22 protein-coding genes are annotated in these 25,868 nt (G+C 64.1%); 14 read left to right on the top strand and 8 right to left on the bottom strand.

Annotated features, from left to right (window positions below; genetic code table 11):
• The first annotated feature begins 18 nt into the window (after nucleotides 1–18).
• The 6 genes from AB1384_10930 (at nucleotide 19) to AB1384_10905 (ending at nucleotide 5,672) form a co-directional block, all read left to right on the top strand.
• Complete coding sequence (locus tag AB1384_10930) at nucleotides 19–1,566, top strand: long-chain-fatty-acid--CoA ligase (GenBank protein ID MEW6554787.1); 1,548 nt, start codon at nucleotides 19–21, stop codon at nucleotides 1,564–1,566.
• A gap of 41 nt (nucleotides 1,567–1,607) precedes the next feature.
• On the top strand, nucleotides 1,608–2,162 hold the full coding sequence (locus tag AB1384_10925) for a hypothetical protein (protein ID MEW6554786.1): 555 nt from the start codon (nucleotides 1,608–1,610) through the stop codon (nucleotides 2,160–2,162).
• On the top strand, nucleotides 2,074–2,751 hold the full coding sequence (locus AB1384_10920; GenBank protein MEW6554785.1) for a hypothetical protein: 678 nt from the start codon (nucleotides 2,074–2,076) through the stop codon (nucleotides 2,749–2,751). The genes AB1384_10925 and AB1384_10920 overlap by 89 nt, the downstream gene beginning before the upstream one ends.
• Before the next feature lie 110 nt (nucleotides 2,752–2,861).
• Entirely contained in the window at nucleotides 2,862–4,046 is a 1,185-nt protein-coding gene (locus AB1384_10915; protein ID MEW6554784.1) for a thiolase family protein, read from the top strand.
• Between the two features lie 3 nt (nucleotides 4,047–4,049).
• A complete protein-coding gene (locus AB1384_10910; protein MEW6554783.1) occupies nucleotides 4,050–4,463 on the top strand; it encodes a Zn-ribbon domain-containing OB-fold protein in 414 nt (137 codons plus the stop codon).
• Between the two features lie 75 nt (nucleotides 4,464–4,538).
• Nucleotides 4,539–5,672 (top strand): uroporphyrinogen decarboxylase family protein, encoded by a 1,134-nt coding sequence (locus AB1384_10905; GenBank protein MEW6554782.1) that lies wholly within the window; start codon nucleotides 4,539–4,541, stop codon nucleotides 5,670–5,672.
• Nucleotides 5,673–5,768: 96 nt separating this feature from the next.
• Here the strand turns inward: AB1384_10905 and AB1384_10900 are convergent, their stop codons facing one another.
• The gene (locus tag AB1384_10900) at nucleotides 5,769–6,842 is read right to left on the bottom strand and encodes an ion channel (GenBank protein MEW6554781.1); all 1,074 of its coding nucleotides are present in this window, start codon (nucleotides 6,840–6,842) and stop codon (nucleotides 5,769–5,771) included.
• Between the two features lie 149 nt (nucleotides 6,843–6,991).
• Between AB1384_10900 and AB1384_10895 the strand changes: the two genes are divergently transcribed.
• Nucleotides 6,992–7,660 carry a hypothetical protein gene (locus tag AB1384_10895; protein ID MEW6554780.1) on the top strand — a complete coding sequence of 223 codons (669 nt, stop codon included), beginning with the start codon at nucleotides 6,992–6,994 and terminating at the stop codon, nucleotides 7,658–7,660.
• 116 nt (nucleotides 7,661–7,776) lie between these two features.
• Here AB1384_10895 and AB1384_10890 read toward each other — a convergent pair whose 3' ends face one another.
• Together AB1384_10890 and AB1384_10885 are read right to left on the bottom strand one after the other, a co-directional pair.
• Nucleotides 7,777–8,592 carry an SDR family NAD(P)-dependent oxidoreductase gene (locus tag AB1384_10890; protein ID MEW6554779.1) on the bottom strand — a complete coding sequence of 272 codons (816 nt, stop codon included), beginning with the start codon at nucleotides 8,590–8,592 and terminating at the stop codon, nucleotides 7,777–7,779.
• A 55-nt stretch (nucleotides 8,593–8,647) separates the two neighbouring features.
• Nucleotides 8,648–9,463, bottom strand: coding sequence for an SDR family NAD(P)-dependent oxidoreductase (locus AB1384_10885; GenBank protein ID MEW6554778.1), 816 nt, complete (start codon nucleotides 9,461–9,463; stop codon nucleotides 8,648–8,650).
• 181 nt (nucleotides 9,464–9,644) lie between these two features.
• Here AB1384_10885 and AB1384_10880 point away from each other — a divergent pair, with 181 nt between their 5' ends.
• From AB1384_10880 to AB1384_10870, 3 genes are all read left to right on the top strand, one after another.
• Nucleotides 9,645–10,886: an MFS transporter gene (locus tag AB1384_10880; protein MEW6554777.1), complete on the top strand. Its 1,242-nt coding sequence runs from the start codon at nucleotides 9,645–9,647 to the stop codon at nucleotides 10,884–10,886.
• A 141-nt stretch (nucleotides 10,887–11,027) separates the two neighbouring features.
• Entirely contained in the window at nucleotides 11,028–12,827 is a 1,800-nt protein-coding gene (locus AB1384_10875; protein ID MEW6554776.1) for a metallophosphoesterase, read from the top strand.
• 226 nt (nucleotides 12,828–13,053) lie between these two features.
• Entirely contained in the window at nucleotides 13,054–14,802 is a 1,749-nt protein-coding gene (locus tag AB1384_10870) for an amidohydrolase family protein (protein ID MEW6554775.1), read from the top strand.
• 74 nt (nucleotides 14,803–14,876) lie between these two features.
• Here the strand turns inward: AB1384_10870 and AB1384_10865 are convergent, their stop codons facing one another.
• From AB1384_10865 to AB1384_10855, 3 genes are all read right to left on the bottom strand, one after another.
• On the bottom strand, nucleotides 14,877–15,950 hold the full coding sequence (locus AB1384_10865) for a hypothetical protein (protein ID MEW6554774.1): 1,074 nt from the start codon (nucleotides 15,948–15,950) through the stop codon (nucleotides 14,877–14,879).
• Nucleotides 15,951–16,035: 85 nt separating this feature from the next.
• Nucleotides 16,036–18,027: a hypothetical protein gene (locus AB1384_10860; protein MEW6554773.1), complete on the bottom strand. Its 1,992-nt coding sequence runs from the start codon at nucleotides 18,025–18,027 to the stop codon at nucleotides 16,036–16,038.
• Complete coding sequence (locus AB1384_10855; GenBank protein ID MEW6554772.1) at nucleotides 18,024–18,872, bottom strand: CbbQ/NirQ/NorQ/GpvN family protein; 849 nt, start codon at nucleotides 18,870–18,872, stop codon at nucleotides 18,024–18,026. Before AB1384_10855 ends, AB1384_10860 begins: the two co-directional genes overlap by 4 nt.
• A 307-nt stretch (nucleotides 18,873–19,179) precedes the next feature.
• Between AB1384_10855 and AB1384_10850 the strand changes: the two genes are divergently transcribed.
• Together AB1384_10850 and AB1384_10845 are read left to right on the top strand one after the other, a co-directional pair.
• The gene (locus AB1384_10850) at nucleotides 19,180–20,052 is read left to right on the top strand and encodes an amidohydrolase family protein (protein ID MEW6554771.1); all 873 of its coding nucleotides are present in this window, start codon (nucleotides 19,180–19,182) and stop codon (nucleotides 20,050–20,052) included.
• A gap of 20 nt (nucleotides 20,053–20,072) precedes the next feature.
• On the top strand, nucleotides 20,073–20,792 hold the full coding sequence (locus AB1384_10845; GenBank protein ID MEW6554770.1) for a DUF169 domain-containing protein: 720 nt from the start codon (nucleotides 20,073–20,075) through the stop codon (nucleotides 20,790–20,792).
• Nucleotides 20,793–20,843: 51 nt separating this feature from the next.
• Here AB1384_10845 and AB1384_10840 read toward each other — a convergent pair whose 3' ends face one another.
• On the bottom strand, nucleotides 20,844–21,689 hold the full coding sequence (locus tag AB1384_10840) for an SDR family NAD(P)-dependent oxidoreductase (protein ID MEW6554769.1): 846 nt from the start codon (nucleotides 21,687–21,689) through the stop codon (nucleotides 20,844–20,846).
• A 336-nt stretch (nucleotides 21,690–22,025) separates the two neighbouring features.
• Here AB1384_10840 and AB1384_10835 point away from each other — a divergent pair, with 336 nt between their 5' ends.
• Both AB1384_10835 and AB1384_10830 read left to right on the top strand, forming a co-directional pair.
• Complete coding sequence (locus AB1384_10835) at nucleotides 22,026–23,711, top strand: fatty acyl-AMP ligase (protein MEW6554768.1); 1,686 nt, start codon at nucleotides 22,026–22,028, stop codon at nucleotides 23,709–23,711.
• Nucleotides 23,712–23,885: 174 nt separating this feature from the next.
• Nucleotides 23,886–24,767, top strand: a complete 882-nt coding sequence (locus AB1384_10830; protein ID MEW6554767.1) for a haloalkane dehalogenase — start codon at nucleotides 23,886–23,888, stop codon at nucleotides 24,765–24,767.
• 22 nt (nucleotides 24,768–24,789) lie between these two features.
• Here AB1384_10830 and AB1384_10825 read toward each other — a convergent pair whose 3' ends face one another.
• A complete protein-coding gene (locus tag AB1384_10825) occupies nucleotides 24,790–25,845 on the bottom strand; it encodes a 4Fe-4S binding protein (GenBank protein MEW6554766.1) in 1,056 nt (351 codons plus the stop codon).
• Nucleotides 25,846–25,868: the final 23 nt, after the last annotated feature.

Here is a 25,868-nt window from a genome sequence, read left to right as displayed (position 1 = left end):
AGGGAGGGGTGAGAAGCCATGGATATGTGGTCCATCATTAAGAGGGGGTTCATGTACCAGCCCGGGCGGGATTGCGTCATCTTCGGTGAGCAGCGGGCGACCTACCGGCAGTTCGAGACACGCCTCAATAAGCTCGCCAATATGCTTTACGGTCTGGGCCTTGAGAAGGGCGACCGCGTCTCGGTGCTCTCCGAGAACTCCATGACCGCCGCCGAGGCCATGATCGGCATCGAGAAGAGCGGCATGGTGTGGGCGCCGCTCAACTTCCGCCACGTTCCGGCGGAGCACGTCTACCATCTCAACAACGCCGGCTCAAAGGCAGTGATCATGCAGCAGCAGTTCGCCGAAAGCATCGCCTCGGTAAGGGATCAGTTGGAGACGGTGGAGCACTTCATCGTGGACGGAGAGGGCTTCGGCGGCATGGAATCTTATGAGGACCTCATGGCCAAGGCGAGCGGCAGGCACACCGCTGTCGATATCGACGAAAACGACCCAGTAGCCCTAATGTACACTTCGGGCACCACCGGCCAGGCCAAGGGGGTGCTGCACACCCATAAGAGCTTCGGCGCCCTGGCCACCTTCTCAGCCATCGAAATGGGAATACAGGCCGATGATGTGGTCATCTACGTGGCCCCCATCAACCACGGCGCGGGTATCCTGCTGCCGCCCCACCTCATGATGGGGGTGCCCAACATCCTCATCGGCCACCTGGACGTGGATTACATCCTCGACGTCATCCAGAAGGAGAGGGTGACCACCATGTGGCTGGCACCCACCATCATCTACTTTCTCCTGGCCTATCCCAGCCGGGCAGACTTCGACCTCTCGTCCTTGCGCTCGCTGCCATATTCCTCCGCGCCCATCGCGGTGGAGAAGCTCAAGGAAGCACTCGATGTCTTCGGAGGCGTCTTCGCCCAGGCTTACGGCCTGGTGGAGTGCCCGGTGATCACCATGCTTGCGCAGGGCGACCACGTGGTGGGGGGAGGCGAGGAACAGACGAAGCGGCTGGGCTCGGCCGGGCGCGAGATCATCTATACCAGGGTGAGGGTTGTGGACCCGGACGGTAACGACCTGCCGGCGGGCGAGACGGGTGAGATCATCGTCTCGAGCCCCCTGGTGATGAAGGAGTACTGGCGCAACCCCGAGGCCACGGCAGAGGCCTTGAGAAACGGCTGGTTATACACCGGGGATGTGGGCTACCTGGACGACGGGGGCTACCTGTTCATCGCCGACCGCCTCAAGGACATGATCATCACCGGGGGGTACAACGTGTACCCCAAGGAGGTGGAGAACGTCATCTTCAGGCACCAGGCCGTCTTCGAGGCCGCGGTCATCGGCGTGCCCGACGAGACCTGGGGGGAGTCGGTCAAGGCCTTCGTGGCCCTCAAACCAGGCATGCAGGCGACGGAAGAGGAGATCATCTCACTTTGCCGTGACAACCTGGCTTCCTACAAGAAGCCCAAGTCCGTGGAGTTCGTTGACGCCCTGCCCAAAAACATGGCGGGTAAGGTCCTCAAGACGGAGCTGCGCGCCCCTTACTGGGAGGGCCGGGTGCGCCAGGTCTGACGGATGTAAGACCCTATATTCAGAGAAAGGGGATTGCCGAGATGTCCAAGCACGACGCATTGTTCGAGCCCATTATGCTCAAGAACGTGGAGGTGAAAAACCGCATCGCCATGGCCCCCATGAACGTCTGCTTCACCGGCCCCAATCATGTCGTAAGCAGGCAGCAGACGGCCTATTATGCCGCCAGGGCCATGGGTGGAGCGGGACTCATCGTCATCGAGGCGGTGGGCGGCACCGATCACGAGACGGTAAAGACCTACGAGGCGCACAACAACCTGATGCTGGTCTACCCGTACCAGGCGGCGGACCACTCCGAGCTGGTGGAGACCATCCACACCCACGGGGCCAGGGTCATCTGCCAGATCGCCCCGGGAGCCGGGCGCCAGGGAAGTTCGGAGTATTCCGGCATCCAGCCCACGGCCCCCTCGGCTATCCCCTGGGCGCCGCAGGAGGAGATGATGCCCAAGGGCGTGGATTTGGAGACCATGGCACGCCCCCCACGGCTACCTGCTGCACGAGTTCCTCTCGCCTCGCTCCAACCAGCGAGACGACGAATATGGTGGTTCTCTCGAGAACCGCGCACGTTTCATGTGTGAATGCATCAGCCAAATGCGGCAGGCGGTGGGCGACGAGTATCTCGTGACCGTGAGGATCAGCGCCGACGAGCACCAGGAGGACGGTTTCCACGTCGAGGACACCATCGAGTTCTGCAAACTGGCCATCAAGGCGGGGGCCGACGGCGTCCACCTCTCCGACGGCAGCTACGAATCCATGCGCTATTTCCTTCCGGATACCGACGGGCAGGTAGTGGACGAGAGCGGGATCATCAAGGCCGGGATCAAGGAGGGTATGGGCCGGGACTATCCGGTCATCTGTCCCTCGGTGCACGACCCGGACCTGGCGGCAGAGACCGTAGCCGCGGGCAAGGCGGATATCATCTCACAGGGGCGCGCCCTCATCGCCGACCCCGAGTGGCCCAACAAGGTAAGGGAGGGGAAGGTGAAGGACATCGTCAGGTGCACCCGCTGCAATAAGGGCTGCATCCAGCGCTTCGTCCTCGGCCTGCCCTCGCGCTGCATGGTCAATCCCGAGATGGGGCAGGAGCAGTTCATGGAGCGATACAACACCCGGCCGCTGCTCTCCCTGAAAGAGAGGGTGTGGAAGATACCGAAAGAGATCATCTGAGGGATGGCATCGTGCCCTCGGCGCGAGCGGGTTGTGGCGGCGGGAGGCACCCAGGGCAGGACCTGGAACCAGCGAGTTTGCTCTGACAACCGAGTAACAGGAGGAAGGATATGGAAAGCATTCGAGGCAAGACGGCCATCGTCGGCATCGGCGAGGTACCGACGGGCATCTACCCGGAGCGATCGTTCGTAGAGCAGGCGGTGGCGGTCAGCGAGATGGCCATCCTGGACGCGGGCATCTCCAAGGACGAGATAGACACGGTCATCCCGGTCCTGGCGGTGGCCAACCCCATCGATAACGCGAACATGGTCTGCTCCTGGATGGTGGAGGAGATGGGCCTCGGGGGGAGCTGCAAGGCCAACTTCGTCTGCGGTTCCGGGGGGTCCAGCTCCTCTAACTCCCTCAAGGCGGCCATGGGGCTGATCTGCGCGGGGCTGTCCAGGGCGGTGCTGGTGGTGCACTCCGACCGGCTGGGGACGGGGCTGGACATGGGCGCGGCCATCGCGCAGTTCGCGGTGGTCTCCATGAGCCAGGAATACGAGATCCCCTTCGGTTTCAGCCAGCTCGCCCTGGCCGGGTTCCTGCAGCAGCGCTACATGTACGATACCGGCACCACCGAGAGGCAGATCGCCAGCGTGGTTGAGACGCTGCGTAAGTGGGCTGCCCTCAACCCCAACGCCATGCTGCGCGACTTGAGGACCGCCGACGATGTGCTGGCCTCCAAGGTCATCTCCAGCCCGGTGCGCAAGCGGATGATGAACAAGCTGGCCGACGGCGCCTCCGCCTTCATCGTCACCAGCGCGGAAAGGGCGCGGGAGCTGACGGACAGGCCGGCCTATATCCTGGGCGTGGGCTCCCGCTGCACCAACTTCACCGCCACGGAGGGCCAGGGGGACTTCTACAAGACCTGGACCCCGGCGGCGGACGATGCCTTCGCCATGGCGGGCATCGGGCGCGAGGACATCGACGTGGCGGAGCTCTACGACGCTTTCCCCACCTTCATCCTTATCTCCATGGAACTGGTGGGATTGTGCGGGAAAGGCGAGGCTGGCAGGTTCTTCGAGGAGGGGCACGCCGCTCCGGGGGGCAGGCTGCCGGTGACCACCAACGGCGGCATGATGGCCCAGGGCCATACCGGGGCCGGGGGCGGCGTGGCCGTCCTGGTAGAGGCGGCCCGCCAGGTCATGGGTAAGGCGGGTGAGCGTCAGGTAGCGGACGTTAAGTACGCCCTGGACACCGCCTCCGGGGGGATAGGCATGGACTTCCACGTCGGCATACTGGGAAACGAGGTGTAGAGCATGGAAGAGTACACGCTGCCGCTGCCGTTGATAACCACCCTGAGCAAGGTCTTCTGGGATGGCTGCAGGGAGAACAAGCTCCTCTACCAGCACTGCCGGGACTGTGGGAGGGTCATCTTTTTCCCCAAGCACCTCTGTCCGGGATGCATGGGCCACAACCTGGAATGGCTGGAGTCGAAAGGAAAGGGAGCGATAGACACCTTCACCGTCACCTACGAGGGCGCGCCGCCCGCCTTCATGGGGGTGACCCCCTACTGCGTGGCCATCATCAGGATGGACGAGGGCTACCGCATGATGAGCAACATCGTGGACTGCGATTTCGACGCACTCGCATGCGAGATGCCGGTGGAGGTAGTGTTTGCGCAGGTGACCGAGGAGATCACCCTCCCCAAGTTCCGGCCGGCTGGAGGTTGATCCCCGGCAGACCGAAGGAGGAAGAGAGAATATGGTATCTCCTTCCCGGTGGAAACGGAGAATGGGAGGTAGAGCATGGAAAGCATGACACCCAGGGAACGCATCGCAGCGGCAGTGTACCTGCGCAAACCGGACCGTGTTCCGATAGCCCCCAACTTCGATCTGTATGTCGCACGCCATGCTGGCATCACCATGCGAGAACTGCTCTTCGATTTCGCCAAGGCGGAGGCGGCCTTTGAGCGCGCTTACGATGATTTCCGCTGGGACGGCAACCACCTCTTCATCGGCGGTTCGGGTCCCTACATGCAGCTCTTCTTCTGGCAGGATTTCAAGATGCCCGGCAGGGATGGATGCGGCGAGGACGAGATCCCCCAGATGTTGGAGGCGGGAGGAGAAGGGCCGGAGATCTACGAAGAGATATGCCGTTATGGCTTCATGCGCATTTACCGGCGCATGGTGGGTAAATACTATCCCCAGTTGAGAAGCGCCGGGAAAGGGCTGCGGTTCACGCTGAAAACCCTTCCTTTTCTTGCAAGGTCCAGTCTCTTCGTAAGGAAATGGGAGAAGAGGGGCATACCGTGCCTGACCGGAGGCGCGCTCAGCTTCGTCGCTTTCGATGTTCTTTCGGTGCTGCGCTCCATGGCCGACTTTTGCCTGGACCTGCAGCGTCATGGCGACGAGGTGCTGCGCGCCCTGGCGCTGACCAATCGCTTCATGATAGAGCTGATGCTCCTTCAGACCAGGCCGCGCTGGGTGCATTATTGCCATATCGGCTCAGCCCGGCCCTCGGCCAGCTTTATCTCTCCAGTTATGTTCGAGCGTTTTGCCCTGCCCCTCTTCGTGGAGGCGACCGAGAGGCTGGTGGCCGAAGGCATCACTCCCTTCCTTCATTTTGACGCGGACTGGACGCCCATGCTGCCATATATCAGGGAGCTTCCCGCACGGAGATGCATCCTCTACCTGGACGGGATGACGGATATTTTCAAGGCCAAGGAGATCTTGGGAGACCACATGTGCATCTGTGGGGATGTCCCGGCGTCTCTGTTGACCCTGGGTATGCCGGATGAAGTGGATGCCTATTGTGAAAGGCTGATCAGGGAGGTGGGTGAGGGAGGCGGCTTCATCCTCTCCTCCGGCTGCTCCACTCCTCCGAACGCCAAGCCAGAGAACGTCGAAGCCATGATGGCATCTGTCAGACGGCATGGTTGATATGCTTGGGCATGCCGCGGGAGAGCGGCGCATGATGCATTTAACAGACCGATCCCTGGGCATCAGCCGGCTGTGGCACGAGTTTGCCGGACTGGATCACTGATGCGCGCCCGGCGGAGGCTGCTCCGCGGCCACTATCAGGAAGTCGCCCTCCTCCAGCCGGTAGCCTTCTTCCTCGTGCCTCACTCCCTTGGCGCTGGTGATGGCCATGAGGCGGGCCCCATATTTCTCGAGCATCTCGTCGGCGATCTCCTGCCGTGACTTCCCCAGCATCTCCCCTGAGATGGGGACGGTATAGAGATGGGTATCCGCATCCCTCGAGACCATGCCCGAGACGGTGTTGATGAGCCCATAATGGAGGGCCGAGCGGGCGATGAGGTTCCCCAGGAAGGAATTGGTGTCGAGTATCTCTCCGGCTCCCGCCAGCTTGACGTGGTGTACGTTCTCCGGTTCGAGCACCTCCGCGGTCATCTTGACACCGGGGCTGATATCCCGGATGGTCAAGGCCGCGAGCACCGTCCTGGCGTCCGCGTCCGCTCCGCAACTCCCCTTGCTCTCGTCAGCGAGCAGAATAACGGTCTTTGCTTCGGCGATATTCACGCGCCGCAACGCCGCCTCGCTCACCGGATCGCCATGGAAGAAGAAGATGGAATCGTCATCCACGGGGTTCTCCTCCAGATCGCATAGCAGGACGATGCGTGTGTGCTCGTTCTTCAACTCTTCCTTGAGGCGGTCGATGACGTATTTCCCCCGCGGGTTCCACCCGCAGACGACTATATGGTCCTTGGTGGTGATCTGTCCATCCAAACCGGCAAACCTCCTTCTCAGTTTCTTGGCCCTCCTGGTGGCCAGCATGGTGATAAAGGCGCTCAGGGTCACTACGCCGAACAACAGGATGACGATGATCGAGATCCGGCCACCCCGCGTAACCGGGGTCACATCCCCGTATCCCACCGTGGCCAGGGTGATGACGATCATGTACACGGCGTCAAAGTATGAACGCATGTTGGGGTTGGCGTCTCTTTCCAGCATGAAGATGACTAAGGCGCCCCCGAAGATGATCGTGGCTATATTGACCAGGAGAAGAAATCCCGCGCGCTTCGTCAGCAGGCCGTAACGCAGGGCCTCCCCGCGAAACGACAGCCACCCTTTTAGCCTTCCTCTCTCCATGCGGCGCCCACCTCGGTGATCGAGGGATAGAGTCGTGTTTATTTTCGCCCCTCGGTGCCGTAAAAGACAAGACCAGGCCGCCCGCGTTGTGATAGATTCAGAGAGGGTACCCGTGGCCGGGACGGCTCGAGGAAAGGGAGGGAATCCGCATGACCCACTACGACCACCGCAAGGAGAAGTCCTGGAATAAGTTCGAGTTCAACTTCCCCTACGCCGAGGGGCTCGCGAGGCTGCGCGGGGTGATGGCGGAGACGGACTTCGACCCTGGCGTGTTGTGGGTGTGGGGCAACATGCAGGCAATGGCGGTCATCGGCATCCTCAAGGCCTGCGAGCGCGAGTTCGGGGAGGAGGGGCAGCGGGTGGTCGCCACGGTCCTGCGCGAGGTGGGGCTGGACATCGGGCGCCAGATGATGGAGGGCCTGGAGAGGCCCGAGGGGCTGAGCGACGCCGAGGTGGCCAGTTTCTTCGCCACCGTGGTCAACTGCATCGCATACGCCTCCGTCGAGGACCCGAGCATCGATGCCGAGGACAAGGTGAGTTTCCACATCCTGTGGTGCCCGCACCAGGACTGTTACGCGGCCTTCGACTGTCGCGTGCAGCGTTATTTCGTCCAGGGCATGCTGGAGGCGGTCAAGGAGAAGGGGATACTCACCGACTGGCAGGTGCGTTTCACCCAGACCATCCCCGCGGGCGCCGATACCTGCCGTTTCGAGTTGTGGCGCGCTCACGAAGGGGAGAAGTCGCAGTGGGAAAGGTACTCCGAGCAGCTCGAGGCGAAAGCGCTGGAGATCGCCGCACGGGAGGATGGTAAACGTTGATCTGAGGTAATGGAAACGGGGTCAGGGCTTCGATTTCTCGCGGCTCTAAATATATCCCTGACCCCACCCTACGGGGAACAGAACGGACCTCTTCCGGTGATGCGGAGGCACGTGGATCAGAAAGGGCGGCCGCGGTCCCGCTGCATCGTCTCGAACGACTTCTTGGCCCCCAGCACGGCGAAGGAGAGATCGACCATGCGCGGCAGGCCGAGGCCGCGCACTGCGGAGGACAGCAGGGTCATGAGGCGCGGCACGAATATCTCCGCCTTGTTCTTCTTCACCGCCTCCACAAGGGCGTCCGCCACCTTCTGCGGGTCCTGCCAGTGCGTGATGAAGGGCACCTTGGCGCCCTCGAACATGCCGGTGGCTATGTAGCCGGGATTGACGATGGTGAAGTTCACGCCGCTGCCCGCGAGTTCCTGGCGGATGGTGTCGGTGATGCCGACGAGGGCGGCCTTGGTGGCGTTGTAGGCCCCCAGCTTGGGCGGCGCCACCTTGGCCACGATGGAGGCGACGTTGACGACGTGGCCTCGGCCGCGTGAGAGCATCCCCGGGACGACCGCATGCATCATCCACACCTGCCCCAGGTAGTTCACGTCGGTGATGCGGCGGAACGTCTCTTCGCTCGTTTCCATGACGTATTCGCTCGTGGCGATGCCCGCGTTGTTGACCAGCACGTCGATTGGCCCCACCTCCGCCTCGACCTTCCCGGCCAGCTCGAAGCACGCCGCGCGGTCCGAGACGTCCTGGACGTACGCATGGGCCTCGTGCCCGGCGTCGCGCATCTCGCCCGCTGTCTTCTCCAGCTCGGCTCCGTCCACGTCGGTTATGACCACCCGGCACCCCTCGCGCGCGAAGTTGAGGGCGTGCAGTCTTCCCATGCCGCGGGCGGCGCCGGTGATGAGCACGACTCTTCCTGCCAGGTCCTTCATCTTCCTCACATCTCCCTTCTCGGGTTCTCCCTGCTCGTTTTCGCTAGACCGCGGCTCAGAACGGCCGGCCACGGTCTTTCTTCATGGAACCGAAACTGCGGTCGGCGCCGATGATGGCGAAGATCACGTCCGTGAACCTGGCCAGGCCCAGGCCGCGCCCGAAGCCCGACAGCCAGCCCACGAAACGGGGCATGAAGACCTCGGCCTTGTTCTTTTTAACGCCCTCCAGGAGCGCGTCCGCCACCTTCTGGGGGTCCTGCCAGCGGGTGATCAGGGGGGGGTTGGACCCCTCGAACATCCCGGTGGAGATGTAGCCGGGATTGACGATTGTGCAGCTGACCCCGGTGCCCTTCAGCTCCTGGCGCAGGGAGTCGGTGAGGCCGATGAGAGCGAACTTGGTGGCGCAATATGGCCCGAGGTTGGGCACGGCGACCTTTCCGGCCATTGAGCAGATGTTGACCACGTGGCCGCTGCCACGCTTGACCATCTCCGGGACGAAGGCCTGCAGCATCCATACCTGCCCCAGGTAATTGACCTCGGTGATGCGCCGGAAGGCGCTCTCCGAGGTCTCAAGGATGGTCTCGTTGGTGGCTACCGCGGCGTTGTTGACCAGGATGTCCACGGGGCCTATCTCGTCGGCGACGCGCTCGGCCAGCTTGAAGCAACCCTCGCGGCTGGAGATGTCCTGTTGATAGAAGGCGACGTCGTACCCCGCCTCCTGCATCCCGGCGGCCGCCTTGCGCAGTTCCACCTCGTCGATGTCCGTGACGACCACCCGGCAGCCCTCGCGAGCGAAGTTGTTAGCATGCAACCTGCCCATCCCCCTCGCGGCGCCGGTGATCAACACGACCTTTCCCGCAAGGTCCTCCATCTCCCTCTCCTCCCTCTATACGGGCGCGCGGCCGCGTTCTCGCCATACAAGCATCAAGTATAATGTCCGCCTGGAGTAATGCAAGCTATCCATGCCGCCCGATCTGGATTATGCTTTTAGGTAACGGGGAGCGCTTTCCGGCTGCAAGGGGCATATCCGTTTCGGACCGAGGGGGGCCGCCATGGAGAACGAGGTCGAACACGGCTCTTATCGCTACCGCTGGGTAGTGCTCGTCGCTTTTATGTTCGTGGCCGCCATCACCCAGCTCATGTGGCTCAACTATGCCCCCATCCTGTCGCGGACCCAGGAACTGATGGGCTTCACCGACGAATTCCCGATAGTGGTCCTCATGCTCATGTTCCCGCTGATCTATATACCGGTCTCCATACCGGCCGGTTTCGTCATCGACCGCAAGGGCTTCCGCTACGCGGTGATGATCGGCGCCCTCCTTACCGCGGCCTTCTCTTTCCTGCGCCTTTTCGTGGACAACTATGCCCTGGTGCTCATCGGGATGATCGGCATCTCCGTCGGTCAGCCCTTCGTGCTCAACAGCATCACCAAGATGGTCAGCACCTGGTTCCCATCGGAGGAGACGGCCATGGCCAGCGGCCTGGCCACCCTCTCCCTATTCCTGGGCATGATCGTGGCGCAGGCCGCCACCCAGCCGCTGCTCGAGGCCTTCGGCGACGACCTCGGCGCCCTGCGCATGGTGGTGCTCATCTACAGCCTGGCCGCCGCGGCGGGGTTCCTCTTCTTCGCGTTCTTCGGCCGGGCACGCCCGCCCAGCCCGCCCAAGCGGACGGAGCAGGAGGCCCTGGGCGAGGACGTGGCCATCAACCTCAAGAGCCTGCGCGCCCTCTTCGGGCTGCACAACTTCCGCATCCTGTGCCTGATCATCCTCATCGGCAACGGCGCCTTCGTCGCCCTCATGCAGCTCATCGAGGACATCCTCGCGCCCAAGGGTATCTCGGCCGAGACTGCGGGATATATCGGGGCCGCCATGGTGGTCGCGGGGGTCATCGGGTGCCTGGTGATCCCCTTCATCTCCGACAAGCTGATGTGGCGCAAGCCCTTCCTGCTCCTGGCGGGTTTGATGGCCGCCCCCACCCTCTTCCTGGTGGGCGCCCTGAGGATGACGTTCCTCATCTACATCGTCGGGGCTATCCTGGGGTTCTTCCTCCTCAGCGCCTTTCCCGTCCTGCTGGCCTTCGCCGAGGAGACCACGGGTGCGGCGCTCACCGGCACCGCAACCAGCATGCTGCTGCTGCTGGGAAACGCGGGGGGCGTGATCCTCACCCTGGCCCTGGGGAGCATCAAGTCGCTGACGGGGGGAGACAGCTATTTCTGGGGCCTGGCCTTCCTGGCCGTCCTTTTCATAGTAGTCTTCTTCGCCGCCATGCGCATCGAGGAGGAGCACGGCTAGCCTCGGGCTCGGACAGCGGTGTGAACCGGGAAACCGGCTGGGCAACGTCTCTGCTGCAGGTATCCTCTCTCCGTCGAGTAGAGAGGCGGGCATGGTCCTATATAATCTGATCAGACATCCATGAACGGGGAGCGGAAGCGCATGAGCCGTTTTTTCAAGGCGGCGGCAAGAGCCGTCATCATCCTGGTCCTGGTTTGCCTGGGGCTCACGGGGGCCTTGCTCTCCTTCCTGCACTCGCCCTTCTTCCGCTATCCCACGGACGGGGAATACCCTCAGCCCCGCATCGACGAGCTCATCTGGCCCACCATCGGCTGCCCCGCCATGGTGGTGCCCGGAGAGGTCCTGGCGGTGGAGGTGGACCTGGACAGCGGAGACGCGGAGGTGATCCAGGCGGACGCCTCGGGGTGGCAGGCCAGGCTGAGACCTTCCCGCGCGGAACTGGCCGGCATCTCCCTGGAGCTAAAAGCTGTGGGTGCGAAGCCCGGACCCTCGGAGCGCTGGCCGGAGCGCGCCGGCGTGAGCGGCGCGGAGGTCTGGCACGTCTCGTTCCGCGTCCCGGCGGAGGCGGTGCCCGAACTGTATGACCTCACCCTGGAGGTGGATGTGGGCGGCGAACATGTCAGCGACACGCAGCCCCACGCGGTAGCCCTGGTGGAAGACGCGGATGGGGACTTCACCTTCGTCACCCTCTCCGACGTCCACGTCCACGAGCCGAACAACTCCTCGCTGGCCAAGCACCAGACGGACAAGGGCATATCCGAGGACGGCGAACCGCTCTTCTTCGAGGCGGCCATCGCCCAGGTCAATCTCATCCGCCCGGACCTGGTGGTCATGCTCGGCGATTTCGTGCGCGGGCAGCGCCGACCCGGCGAGCTGCTCAGCGAATACGAGAGGTTCTACGAGGCCCTGCTGCGCCTGGAGGTCCCCGTCTTCCTGCTGCCCGGGAACCACGACGGGTACGTGAACGAGATAGACGGCCTGAGGTGGTTCGAGGAGAACCTGGGGCCGCTCTACTATTCCTTTGACCTCGGGGACTGCCACTTCGCCTGCTTGCACACCTACCAGTGGCCCTTTGACGACCGCGTGGTCATGAACAAGCTCGCCTATATGGAGCCGCGCAAATGGCAGGGCCAGGTGTTGGGAGCGGCGGACGAGGGCGACCCCTCCACCTATACGGGGCAGCTGGCGTGGCTGGAGGACGACCTGTCTTCCCATGACAGCGCCCGCCTCAAGGTGCTGGCCATGCACCACGACCCCTATACTCCCGACGGCAGGGCGTACTCCTTCGTCAACGTTGTCAAGTTCCCCCTGTACATAGGCGCCGGTGGAGGAGAGGGTGGGGATGCCCTTCTGGGGGTCGCCGCGCGCCGGGAGGTGGACGTGGTCCTCGGGGGGCACCAGCACCGCGACAGGATCGGGATGGTCCCCTGGAAGAGCGGCGGGGGAGACACCGTTTACTCCTGCCAGACCTGCGTATATTTCGGCGAGGGCGGCACCGGCGACAACTATCCCGGCTACCGCCTGGTGGAAGTGGAGGGCGGAGAGATCGTCTCCCTCGCCTACCTCGACGGGGTCTCCTCCTATCCCTTCTACGACGGCTCGGTGCCCGGGGGCGAGACCGACCTGGACGGGCTGGAGCGGCCCGCGTTGTGGGCGGCGGTGAGCAAGACCGCGGCGGTGGAGACCTGGAGCGCCAGTATCGAGGCGGGCAACTATCTCGGGGAGGACATGGTCTTGAACGGCATCGTGCTGGAAGCTCCGGAGCCGTCCCCGGGCGGCTATAAGGTCGAGGGGGCGGAGCTGTACCGTGCCGTGGAGATGCCGGGGGAGCGGGGCGGCATGCTGCTGTACCTCAGGGCAGAGGTCGCGGCGGGCGTCCCCGGGGAAGCAGCCGGCGCCCCCGGCGACCCGACAATCCATACCATAACCATCTCCTACTGAAGTCTAAGGGGTCAGGTCTTGGATTTTGGATACCCCGGTATGTAATGCCATAATTTAGCAAATACACCTCTTTTGTACATGGACTATAAGAGAAGCATCGGGACTCTTTAATCCAAGAAACAAGACCTGACCCCATCAATGATCTGTGGTTGAATAGAATATGTGCGGGGATTTCGCAAACCGTTCATGTCGGTAGATGCACGATAAGGCAGAGGGGGCGATAAGGTTGTACGATCTCATCCTCGAGAACGCCATGGTTGTCGACGGTTCCGGCGGTGCTCCGTACGGCGGCAGCGTTGGCGTAAAGGGCGGCTTCATCGCGGCCGTGGGTGACCTGGGGGAGGCCGGGGCCGCGAAGCGCATCGACACGGGCGGGCGCGTGGTCTGCCCCGGTTTCATAGACGTTCACTCCCACGCGGACCTGGCCCTCTTCCGTGAGGACGCGGCGGAGCTCTTACAACCACTGGTAAGGCAGGGCATCACCACCTTCGTGGGCGGCAATTGCGGCATGTCGCTGGCGCCAATCACCGATGAAAACCGCGAGGGGCTCAAGACCTACCTGGAGGTCTTCACCCAGATGGACTTCGACGGCGACATCCGCTGGAAGAGCATGGGCGATTTCATGGACCACGTGGACGGCAAAGGCCTCCTCCTCAACATGGCCCTGCTGGTGCCCCACGGTATGCTGCGCATCTCCGCCCTGGGGCTGGAGGACAGGCCCGCGGGCACCGGCGCGCTGGAGATGATGAAATGGCTGCTGGAGGAGTCCATGGAGGCGGGAGCCTTCGGCCTCTCCACCGGGCTGCAGTATTTCCCGGGGCTCTTCTCGGATACGAGGGAACTGGTCGAGCTATCGGGGCCCCTGACCCGCTACGGCGGCATCTTCACCAGCCACCTGCGCTCCTATACCGCGACCACACTTGGCAGGGCCATCGACGAGGTGGGCGAGGTGGCGCGGGCCAACGGCATCCGGGGGCAGGTCTCCCACATCTTCTCCATCCCCTGGACGGGGCCGGTACACCCCGTCGCCCTCAAGGCCCTGAAGTGGATGTGCCGCCATCCCGAAACCACTCTTAGGCTGGCGCCGGATTTCGCCCTGGACGCCTCCATGAACACGGTGCTGAAACGGCTGGAGAAGAACCGCAAGGACGGCGCTGACATCGCCATGGACATCATGCCCACCACCGCGGGCTTTACCCACCTGCTGGCCTTCTTCCCGCCCTGGGTACTCACCGGCAACCGTGAGAAGGTGCTGGCCCGCGTCAGCGACCCCGCGCGGCGCAGGGAGATGCTGCGGGACATAGAGAAGGGCAAACCGACCTGGCCCCATTCCGGCCGCAACAACTGGTCGCTCAATATCATGCGCCAGATGGGGTGGGACGCGGTGACCGTCATGGCCGTACACAGCGAGAAGAACAAGCACCTGGAGGGGCGGCTGTTCACGGACATCGCGGAGGAGCAGGGAAAGCACCCCTTCGACGTCATGTGCGACTTGCTCATCGAGGAGGACGGGCAGGTGCTGGTCTTCGAGTCCATGTCCGAACCTGACGACGCCTTCACCGAGCGCTACACCTTCCCCGCTCTGCGGGACGACCGCACCATGATCACCACCGACACCATCCTCATGGGGGTGGGCAAGCCCTCTTACCTCTTCTACGGTTGCTACCCCAAGTTCATAGGCCGCTACGTCAACGAGAAGAGACTGCTGGACCTTCCGGAAGCGGTGCGGCGCTGCACCTCGCTGCCGGCCGAGTTCTTCGGCATCGAGAAGCGTGGCCTGGTCAAGGAGGGATGCCACGCCGATCTGCTGGTCATGGACGCGCAGGGCTTCCGCACCGAGGCCGTCTTCCGCGACCCTGAACGCTTCCCCACCGGGCTGGACACGGTGATCATCAACGGCACCCCGGTGGTCGAGGGCGGAGAGGTGGTGCCCGGCGCCCTGCCCGGCAGCATGCTGCGCAAGAACGCACGGTAGCGGGGTGGCCGCGTGATCTCTGTCGCACAGACTCTCGCCACGAAGAACACAAGGCGGCGGCAGGCGGCTCTTGCTCAGCCCTTGCGGGTGATCTCCAACTCCAGGACGCCGTCTTCGCGCATCTCCCAGTCCGCCTCGGACCCGGAGCGCACGGCGGTCTCGAAGTAGCCCTGCATCAGGCCCACCACCATCAGGTGCAGCGCGGCGTTCCTGATGCTAACCTTAAGTCCACGTCCGCTCAGCTCCATCTCTCCCAGTTCTCCCAGGCCTCTCAGCGCGAACTGTCGGCGGAAGCCCTCCTCGTCCTGGATCTCCTCGATGCTGTAAAAGCCGGTATTCACGAAGCGCCGCTGCGCCTCCACGATCACTCGCGGGATGGTCTCACCGAGTTCTTTCCCCAGCTCGCTGAAGATGGCGTCCTGGTAAGAGGGTCCCAGCATCGCCACCCGCCTTCCCGTCTCCCGGCTGGTGATGATGCCCCGGTCGTCGTGCCACTCGAAGGAGGACAATGCCGCCGGCCCACCGCATGAAGGGCACCTCTCCAGCTCGATCCCACCTTCGGTGAAGTCGATCCTCTTGATCTCCAGCCTGCCCTGGAACTGTTCGGGATGTTCGGCTGGCCGGCAGGTGATCACCACCGTATCGGGCGATTCCATCTCGTAGACGACGTCGTTGTCTATCCCGGTCACCGCCTCGGTGGAGCCGGTGAGGTCCCCGCACCACAGGGGGACGGAGTAAGGTTTCTTCACGCGTTCGGTCACGAAATCGTCGTCATCCCCCTCGAAGCGGACGCCGACCAGGCTGGTCTCACCGTAGCCCATGACGGCGCTGGTCATGTTGAGAGCTTCGACCATGGGCTCCACACTGATCTGGTGGTCCCGGATCATGTCCTTTACTTCCGGTGGTATGATGCGCCCGATGTATTCACAGGTGGCCCTGCGCTTGGTCTCGATGATGATGCGCTCGATGGGCACGCCGATTATATCCCTGATACCTTGATACAGGGGATCCAGGTTCTCGCACTCGATGATCACCATACGGTGGTCGCGGTCGTTGCTCTGCACGATAACCCCACCGGCCAGCCAGATGTGGTTGGTGACAGTCTGCATGGGGACTCCACATGCGGGACAGCGCTCTATCTCGGGCATCACCGGCTCCTTTCTTTCCCGGTAAGGGCCAGTGCAGCATTACGGGACACTCTTGCTTCTACCCAAGACATTCGGGGGCCAAACCTCAGCTTCCTCTCAAGCGCAGGTACACCTTGGGCAGTTCCACGGGAAGGTCCTCCACGCTCTTGAGCACCAGGTAACCGTGGGGCGGGCACATACGGCGCAGGTAGTCATGGCCGGCAGCATCCACGGTGAGGTTGAAGGGGATGATGTGCCCCGCCTCCGCCTCACGCAGGGCCATGGCGGTGTCGCGCAGGCCGTACTCGCGGTCGGTACGGTCCTCGCCGTAGTCATAGTCCTGGGGATAGCCGTCGGAAAGCAGGAGCATCAGCTTGAGGGACGAGGGCTCGGCGTTGAGCAGATGATGGGCATGGCGCACGGCCGTCCCCATGCGCGTGCTCTTCAGGGGTTTGAGGCTCCCCAGGCGCTGCCATGTCGCCTCCGACAGGGGCTCGTCGAAGGACTTGATGCGCAGGAACTCCACGCGCTCCCGGCCGTAACCGGAAAAGCCGAAGATGCCGTAACGGTCTCCCAGCTGCTCCAGGGCCCGGGCCATGATCGACACGCTCGCCACCAGTACCCGCAGCACCGTCTCTCCCGCATGGCAGCCCTCGGTGATCTCGCTGGAGGTGGAGGCGGAGAGGTCCAGGAGGAAGAGGGCGCTCACCTCCCGCGTCACCCGACGCTTCTCCATGTACACCTTTTCCGTGGGGGGAAGCCCGCAGCGCAGCGCCACCTGGCGCTCCACCGCCTCGGCGATGTCTATCTCCTCGCCCCATTCCAGGCGCTTTCTCCAGGTGCGCTCCTGCAGGCGCAGCATGCGGAACTGCCGTGTCACCTCGCGCACCAGGTCGTCCCACTCCGCCAGCAACCTGCGCGCGTCCCGCTCGCTCCCCTCCTCCGCCCTCATCCCACACAGGGTCGCCCAGTCGCGCCGGTAGCCGCCCGCGAGGTAGTCCCACTCGGGGTAGAGGATGCGCTGTTCCTCCCGTCCGGTATCCGCCGCGATTCTCTCCCGGCGCTCGCTCTTATCCCGGCCCTCCGCGCCGCCTCTGTCCTCGGTCAGCTTCCTGCCCAACGCGTCCTCGCTGAGGAACTCTCCGACGCCGGCCGGCAGGAGATAGGAGTAGAAATCCAGGTTGAGCGCCTCGGCCACCTCGGGTGGGACCAGGTCGATGCCCTCGGCTTCCTCCCTTCCGAAGCGGGTTGCCCGGTTGCCGCGCAGTCCGGGCATAGTGTCGGTGAAGAAACCGTCCGCCCCCTCGAGCAGGATGCGTTCCTCGGGGGCCAGGGATGCCCTGAGCTGCGTTTCCAGGATGGCATAGATTGCCAGGGTGGCGTCCAGGCATCCCTTGAGATGGGCGCCGGGTTCGACCACAGCCTCCGCTGCCGCCATGATACCGCCGGGATAACCTCCTTGTACCGTGCCCCCTGTGACCAGGGCCATGAGGTCGAAGAAGAGGTTCCACAGCGCCGCGCGGTGGTCCACCGGCTCGATGCGTGGCCCCAGCCTGGCCAGGAACCAGACCAGGTCCCCGGCCAATCCGGCGTAGCGGCGTGCCGTGGCCGCGGAGACCCGTGCCGTCTCCAGGATGACGAAGATGTCCGCGGCCAGGAAGGGCATAGGAAAACTTCCCAGGAAGAAGCGGAGGAAGGCCAGCGGCTCTTTCTTCCTCATCCAGGCCTGCCTCCCGCCGCGGGCCGCGGCCTCGTCCGCGCGCGGGCGGTCGAAGGTCCCCGCCTCCCACTGCCCCGCCTGCATCGCGGTGTAGAGGCGGTATATCCTCCAGTTCTCGTCCCGCGAGGCGCATACATCCAGACAGGGGGGCAGGTAAACCTCCCTGCCGTTGCTGAGCGGGAGGGGGCGGCGGGGATTGGCCAGGATGGCCGGTGCGTTCTCCAAGGACACCGCCTGCAGGTACTTGTCGCTCAGGCCTTTGCCGAAGAGGGAGAAGGATGCGCGCGCCTCTTCCAGGGTGACCGTGTTGCGGCCCGCTTCACCAGCTCCCTGCAGGAGAATGCTGGCGTAGATGGCGAGGTTGAGGTGCGAGGTCAAGGAAAGACCGCCGCCACCAGGTCGCGCATGGCCTGCTGCATCACCGGGTCGTCGGAGACCGCGGAGACCACCGCGGTCTCGCAGGCGCGCCGCGCTCCGACCCCCTGCCCGATGAGGCGGGCGGCGTAGATGAGCAGGCGCGTTGAGGGTCCCTCCTCGAGTTCCTTCTCCCCCAGCCTGCGCGCCTTCTCGCCCAGCAGGGCCAGCTGCTTCGCCAACTCCATGGTGACGCCGCCCTCACCGGCGATGATGCGCGCCTCCAGGGCCGGGTCGGGGTAGGAGAAGTCGATGGCCGCGAAGCGCTGGCGGGTGCTTATCTTGAGGTCCTTGAGCATACTCTGGTAGCCGGGGTTGTAGGAGACCACCAGCAGGAAGCGGGGATGGGCGTGGATGAAGCCGCCTTTCTTCTCCAGGGGCAGGATGCGACGGTGGTCGGCCAGGGGGTGGATGAGCACCATGGTGTCCTTGCGCGCCTCCACCACCTCGTCCAGGTAGCAGATGGCCCCTGTCTTCACAGCCGCCGTGAGGGGGCCGTCCACCCATACCGTCTCTTCCCCGCGCAGCAGGTAACGGCCGACCAGGTCGCCGGCGGTGAGGTCCTCGTGGCAGGCCACGGTGATCAGGGGCAGGTCGAAGCCGCCCTCCTTACCCAGTAGCCATGACATGTATTCCAGGAAACGGGTCTTGCCACAGCCGGTGGGCCCCTTGAGGTTCACCGGCAGGCTGGCGTGGTAGGCGGCCCGGAAGGTCTCCACCTCGTCTGCGACGGGAACGTAGAACGGCTCTTCGCGGAAGACGTGTTCCTCGTAGGACAGCTCCCTGCTCACTGCTATGACCTCGTCCATATCCACCACCTTTGCGCCTGGGCCGGACGCCGGGGCCGGATGCCGGGACCGGCCGCTAGACCGGTGAGACGCTCTAAATATTCTAACAGGTTCTTCGGATGTAGTTGCTGGCGGGATACCTCTAATGGGGTCAGCCCCTGACATGTGACGTTTCTGATACTCGGGCATCAAGAACAGCCCTTTGTTTGAAGAAATGTCACATGTCAGGGGCTGACCCCATCTGGCTGACCTCTGCATTGCAGTGTGGCGGGATGTGATAATCTGTTGAGAGCAGTCGAGCGGTACCGGTACTGAACGGGGAGTCACCATGATCGTGGATGCCCATACCCATATGGAGGCCACCATCTACGGGGTCTCGCCGCACCCCGAACGCCGCAAGATGACCAGGCTGCTGATGCGGGACTACGAGCTGCTGGGGTTCAACAACCCCCTGTGGAGAGGGGAGCCACCGGAGTGGGCTCGCATCCTCATAGCCATGGAGGGCCAGCTGCGCATCTCCATGGGATGCAAGAAGAACCTCCTCGCCTACATGGACAGGAACGGCATAGACAAAAGCGTGGTATGCCCCGTGGCTCCCTTCGCGGCGCCCATGGACTATCTCGAGGAGTGCATGGGGGAACCGCGCCTCATCCCCTTCACCTGCGCCCACCCCTCCCCGGATTGGGAGAGGGGGCTGCACCTGGCCATGGAGGCAGGTTGCAAGGGCTTGAAGATACATCCCATCCTGCAGCGTATCCCTCCGGAGGACCCTTTCTTCTTCGATCTCCTGGAGGCTTTCGCTCCCTACGGCAGACCGGTGGAGGCCCATAGCGGCGAGTTCAGCTACTACATCACCGACGACGGCTGTTCCGGTTACGGGGAAGCCAGCCGCTTCGAGAAGCTCATCGCGGCCTTCCCGGCCATCCCCTTCATCATGGTGCATATGGGACTCTACTATCCGGAGAAGGCGCTCGAGCTGGCCCGCCGTTACGAGAACGTCTACCTGGAGACCTCCTTCCAGCCCCTGCGCAAGGTGAAGGCGGCCATAAACGTGGCGGGGCGGGAGCGCGTGATGTTCGGGTCCGACTGGCCGGAGAGCGATCCGAAATACTCCCTGCGCATCGCCCGCAAGGCGGCGGGGGAGGACGGCGAGCTGAAGGACATGATCACCGGTGGTAACATACTCGCGTTGTTGGAGTAGTGCGACGTGGAGGTGGAGAGATGGAAAAGGCCTGGCGGACGGAGCTGGACGAGCTGGTCGAGGTGCTGGGGATCAAGAGCAAGCCGGTGGCGGTCACTTTCACCAACGACGAGGTGGAGGCGGGGAAGCGCAGGCGCGTATGGATGTGCAACGCCCTGAAGCAGGCGGCCAGGGGGAAGTCGTTCATCATCGACAAGGAGACCTCAGCCTGCCCGGGCGGCGGCTGGCACTGTGGCCTCACCCCGCCGCCTCCCGGCCCCGCATTCCGCGGCCTGCAATGGTTCCTGACGCGGGGGGAGAAGCTCACCCACTCCATCACCAGCTTCCACCGCATGATGGCCCTGGGCACCCCGGCCCCCACCGGGCTGAGCGAGCACATACTCATGGGGCCGGTGGCGGAGGCGGAGGCCCGCCCAGATCTCGTGGTCTTCCTGGTCAACGCGGAGCAGGCCTGCCGCCTCGTCTCCCTCGACCATTACTGGGACGGCATCCCTCTGCAGGTGGAGCTGACCGGCTCTCTCTGCCACGCGGCCATCGCCTATCCCGTCGCCAGCGGCCGCACCAACGTCACCTTCGGTGACTGGACCGCCCGGCGCATGCAGAAGTTCTCCCCCGACGTGGTCTTCGTGAGCGTGCCCTACGAGCGTGTGCACAACCTGGCCGCGGCGGTGCCGGAGTGCTCCGCGGGATCCGCCGAGCTGGAGATACCCGAGGCGTTCCGCGTGGGGAGACAGCACTAGCGGAACGTGCGCGTAGCGCCGGTCCGGCCGGATCCCATCCGTTTCCGCGCTTCAAGCGGGTATCCTGAAACGCTCCAGGTGGCGTACGAGCAGGCGGGACAAGAAGCGCATCAGCGGGAACCAGACGAAGGGGAGATGCCTCCTCGCGAAGTAGAGGCTCTTGAAGAAGAACGTCGTCACCACCAGGAAACGGTCTTTTCTCACGGCATCGACGATGGCTCGGGCAGTGTCCTCCGGCCCTTCGGCGGTCACCATCAGCCCGTCCAGTTCGCGCTTCATCCCGTCGGCCAGGCCCTTGAGGCGCGAGGTCTCGTAGATAGGGGTCCTGACCAGGCCGGGGCATACGCAGGTGACCCCGATGCCATGGGCGCGGGCCTCGTACAGCAGCGATTCCGACAGGCCCACAACCGCGAACTTGCTGGTGTTATAGGGGGCATTGTAGGGGGTGGGGACCAGCAGGCCGGCGCCCGAGGATACGTTGACGATATGGCCTGAGCCCCTCGCGAGCATATGGGGATAGGCCAGGTTCACGGTGTGCAGGACGCCGCAGAGGTCCACGCCCATGACCTTCATCCAGTCCTCTATCTCCAGCACCTCCATGGGACCCACGATACCGATGCCGGCCACATTGACCAGCAAATCGATGCGCCCGGCCGCTTCCATGGCCGTCTCGAACATCGCTCTGACCGCGCCGTAATCCGAGACATCGGCGGGAAGGGATACCGCCTCCCCTCCCAGGCCCCGGACCATGGCGGCCGTCTCTTCCAGGCCCCCCTCGTCTACGTCGCAGAGCAGCATGGGACCCGCGCCAGCGCGGGCGAACTCCAGGGCCGTGGCCCTGCCTATGCCGCTCGCTGCTCCGGTGATCAGAACGGCCTTGCCCCGGAGGTCCTTCACGCCTTACCTCCCCTCCCGTTCACGTACCGAAATGCCGTTACGGCCATTGTAATCCATTCCGCTTCAGGTCCGATAATCCGTGCCGGACGGGAGGGCCGGCTGCGAGAGGCCCGTGTAACCCTCCCGCCCTCAACGTGTTCTTCCTTGCAGGAACGGAGTGGAAGGATAAGGCTTAAACGGGCCGTCTCGGCAGAGGCTGACAGATAGTACCAGCATCATGGATGGGGGACTCTTTGCGCCTTTTCCGGGCGGGGCGCCACCCGGCATGGCTTTCCGGGAAGATATCGGCAAGGAGGGGCCGCCCGCTGCGGCGGCGGGAGAGAGGGAGGTAAGTCTATGAGAAACGCGAGGAACGTCTGGCAGGACATCATGAAGGGCCTGTCCCGCTCGGAGCGGGGCTTGACCATATTGGAAGAGGGCGGAGAGGCGGCTTTCACGCCCCGGGAGCTGGTGGAGGCGGCGGAACGGGCCGCGTGCGGGCTGGTGAGGCTGGGGATAGAGCCGGGGGACAGGGTGGGGATCATGGCCCAGACGACCCCCTCCACGGTCATCTCCTTCCTGGGCTGCTGGGCTGCGGGGGCAGTGGCTGTCCCGTTGCCCCTGCCCATGCGCGCCGTCGAACCCCATGCGTTCATCGAACAGAGCCGCCGGCGCCTGCAGATGGTGGGGGCGAAACTCCTGGCTCTGCCGGGGTCCCTGCTCCCCATGGCGGGAGAGGTGGGGGTGGGCATGAAAATGGTCGCCTGCGAGGAGCTCGACGCCGGCGGCGGCATGCCCCCGGCGCCCACCACCCCGGAAGACATCGCCCTGGTACAGTTCACTTCCGGCTCTACCAGCGAACCGCGTGGGGTGGTGCTCACCCACGCGAACATCATGGCCAACGCGAGGGCGATAAGCCGTAAGGTCAGAGCGACCCATCACGACAGGGTGGTGTCGTGGATGCCCCTGTATCATGACATGGGCCTCATCGGCTTCCTCATCACTGCCCTCAGCTTCGGCGGTTCCCTCGTTCTCATGTCTCCGCAGCGTTTTGTCTCGGAGCCCGCATCCTGGATGCGGGCGGTGAGCGACCACCGCGCCACCATAACGGGCGGCCCGAATTTCGCCTACGCCCTCACCGCGCGCGTGCTCGCGGCCAGTACCGCAGGTGACCTGGACCTCTCCTCCCTGCGCCTGGCCCTGAACGGCGCCGAGCCGGTGGACCCGGAGGTGCTGGACGGTTTCGTCGAGGCGGGGAGGGAATACGGGCTGAGGAAACAGGTGCCCTATCCCGTCTACGGCCTGGCGGAGGCGACTCTGGCCGTGACCTTCCCGCAGGCGGGCAAGAAATACCGGCTGGACCACGTCTCCCGCGCGGGCATAGAGGAGGAGAACCGCGCCATCCCGTCTGAGCCCGGCGAAGAGGGGACACGCGCGCTGGTGTCCCTGGGGAGCGCCCTGGACGGGCTGGAGGTCAGCGTGGTCAGGGAGGACGGCGGCGAGGCGGGCGAGAGAGAGGTGGGAGAGGTCTGCGTGCGCGGCGCCTCGCTCATGCGGGGTTACTGGGACGACCCGGAAGCATCTTCCCGGGCGCTGCGTGACGGCCGACTGCACACCGGTGACCTCGGTTACCTGGCGGACGGCGAACTCTACCTGGTGGGCAGGATCAAGGACATGGTGATCATAGGCGGGCGCAACCTCTTCCCCGAGGACGTGGAGCGCTGCGCCGAGCGGGTGAGCGGGGTGCGCAAGGGCAACGCCGTGGTCTTCGGGGTCACCACCCGCCGGGGGCGCGAGCGCCTGGTGTTGGTGGGGGAGACGCGCCTTACCTGCCCCGACGCTGCCCGCGAGACGGCGCGCGCCATATCCTCCACGGTGCGGGAGGAGGTGGGGGTGCCGGTGCGCGAGGTGGTGCTGGTGCCGGCGGGGAGCCTGCCCAAGACCTCCAGCGGCAAGAAGAGGCGCTTCCTCTGCCGCGAACTCTACCTGGGGCAGCGACTGCAACCCGTCGCCCGCAGCGGGGCCGCCGTTTACACGAGTTGACCCGCGTTCCCCGCGGACGGCGGAACGAGGTCGGTCAGAGGGGCGCGTAACGCGCCCCTCATCCATACGGCCCTGCGGGCGCGGCTCCTCGCATGATTGCGACACCGCACGGACAGCGTCAGAATAGGGGATAGTGGTTTACGGCGGGCAAACGTATGGACGGGAGTGATGGTGATGGCGGTCTTGCGTACTCCGGAGGAAATGTTCACTGCCCTTCCAGGCTACAGCTTCAAGCCGCATTACCTGGATTTCGATGGCGTGAGGGTGCATTACATCGACGAAGGCGAAGGCGAGGTTGTCCTCTGCCTGCACGGCGAACCGAGCTGGTGCTATCTCTACCGCAAGATGATACCCGTGCTCGCCGGGAAACACCGCGTCTTGGCCATGGACTTCATCGGCTTCGGCAGATCGGACAAGTATTCGGAGCGCGGCGACTACACCTTCGAGATGCACCGCAACACGTTGATGAGATTCATCGAGGAGATGGGCCTTGAGGCGGTGACCTGTGTGGTCCAGGATTGGGGTGGACTGATAGGCCTACGGGTGGCGACCCTCATGCCGGAGCGTTTCGCCCGCCTGGTGATCATGAACACCGGGCTCCCCGTGGCCGGTGGAAGGATACCGGAGGCACTGGTGCAGTGGCGCAAGTTCACGGCCGAGTCGCCGGTCTTCGAGATAGGTAACATCGTGCAGTCCGCCACCGTCAGCGAGCTGCCGCCCGAGGTCGTCGCGGCCTATGACGCCCCCTTCCCGGATGACAGTTACAAGGCGGGGGCGAGGATGTGGCCGCTGCTCATCCCGGTCGAGCCCGGTGACCCCGCCGACCCGGAGATGAGGGCGGCCAGGGAGGTGCTGGCGTCGTGGGACAAGCCGGTGCTGGTCATGTTCTCGGACCGGGACCCGATAACCAGGGGCGGCGACCGTTTCTTCAGGGGACTGATCCCGAGCGCCGCTGAGCAGCCCGAGATAGTGATTGAGAACGCCGGTCACTTCCTCCAGGAGGACAAGGGCGAGGAGATAGCCCGTCACGTCCTGGAGTTCATGGACCGCTCGTAGGACCGCGCAACGATCGACGGTCTCACCTGGCCAGGCCGCGCTCCTGCAGGATGCGCATGTTCATCTCCACCACGTTGGCGGGCGGCACCACGGCGGTTTCCTTGGGCGCCATCTCCACGGCATCGGCGGGACAGGTGGGGACGCAGAGGCCGCACCCTATGCAGCGCGCCTCGTCTACCTCCATGTAGTCGTCCCCCTCGACGATGGCGGCTATCTGACAGCGCTCCAGGCAGGTGCCGCACGCGGTACATTCATCCGCATCTATCACCGCCCTATAGGTGGACTGCACCTCGTCCGCCGGTCGCTCGAGGATGGAGAGCCCGCGCAACATGCCGCAGCAGCAACTGCAGCAGCAGCAGATGTTCACGAAGTCCTGTGCGTTGCTCGGGGAGACCACCAGCGCGCTTTCCTCGGCCTTGTCCAGGATATCCAGGCATTCCTCGAGACTTATCTTGCGCCCGATGCCGTTCTCGGCATAGTAGTCCGCGGCGAAACCGAAGACCAGGCAGGTCTCCAGGGGACGTTCGCACTCGTGTCCGAGGAGACCGCGCTCAACGCGGCAGATACAGTCGGCCACGGCAATGTTGTCATATCCCTTCACCATGTCCCGGACGCGGTCGTAGGTCGCGACTCCCTTGCCCGCATCGACCGCCGCCCCCACCGGGACCACCCTCAGCTGTTTCGTCTTCCCACCGATCCAGGACTCCGTAAGGTGGGGCAGGTATTCGTCGAGCAGCTCGGCCAGCTCGCGGTCCATGATCTTGAGATGAAACTCGTATACGCCGACCAGGAACGACATGGCCATGTACATGGTCTGGTCGCTCGCCCTGATCCTGAAGACCGACCCCTGTCTCGCCATGGACTCGAGCAACCTGGCTGCCGCCGCCTCTTCCAGGCCGGCGCGCGCCGCGATGGCGGCCGCGGTCTCCGGAAAGGGATTGAGGTGCATCTCGAGTTCCGCTTCCTCGGGGGTGAAGTAGCGCTGGAGCAACTTCAGCTCCACTCCGCTCTCGGTGGCCGGGAATCCCCCCGGCAACCTGTCCATGAACTCCCTCAGTCTCAAATAGACGTCATCCATACCGCCGCTCCTTTCATCATGGG

The sequence above is a fragment of the Actinomycetota bacterium genome, assembly GCA_040757835.1.
GTDB lineage: Bacteria > Actinomycetota > Geothermincolia > Geothermincolales > RBG-13-55-18 > SURF-21.
The sequence above is the reverse complement of the archived record's forward strand: the minus strand, read 5'-3'. Positions and strand labels throughout refer to the sequence as shown.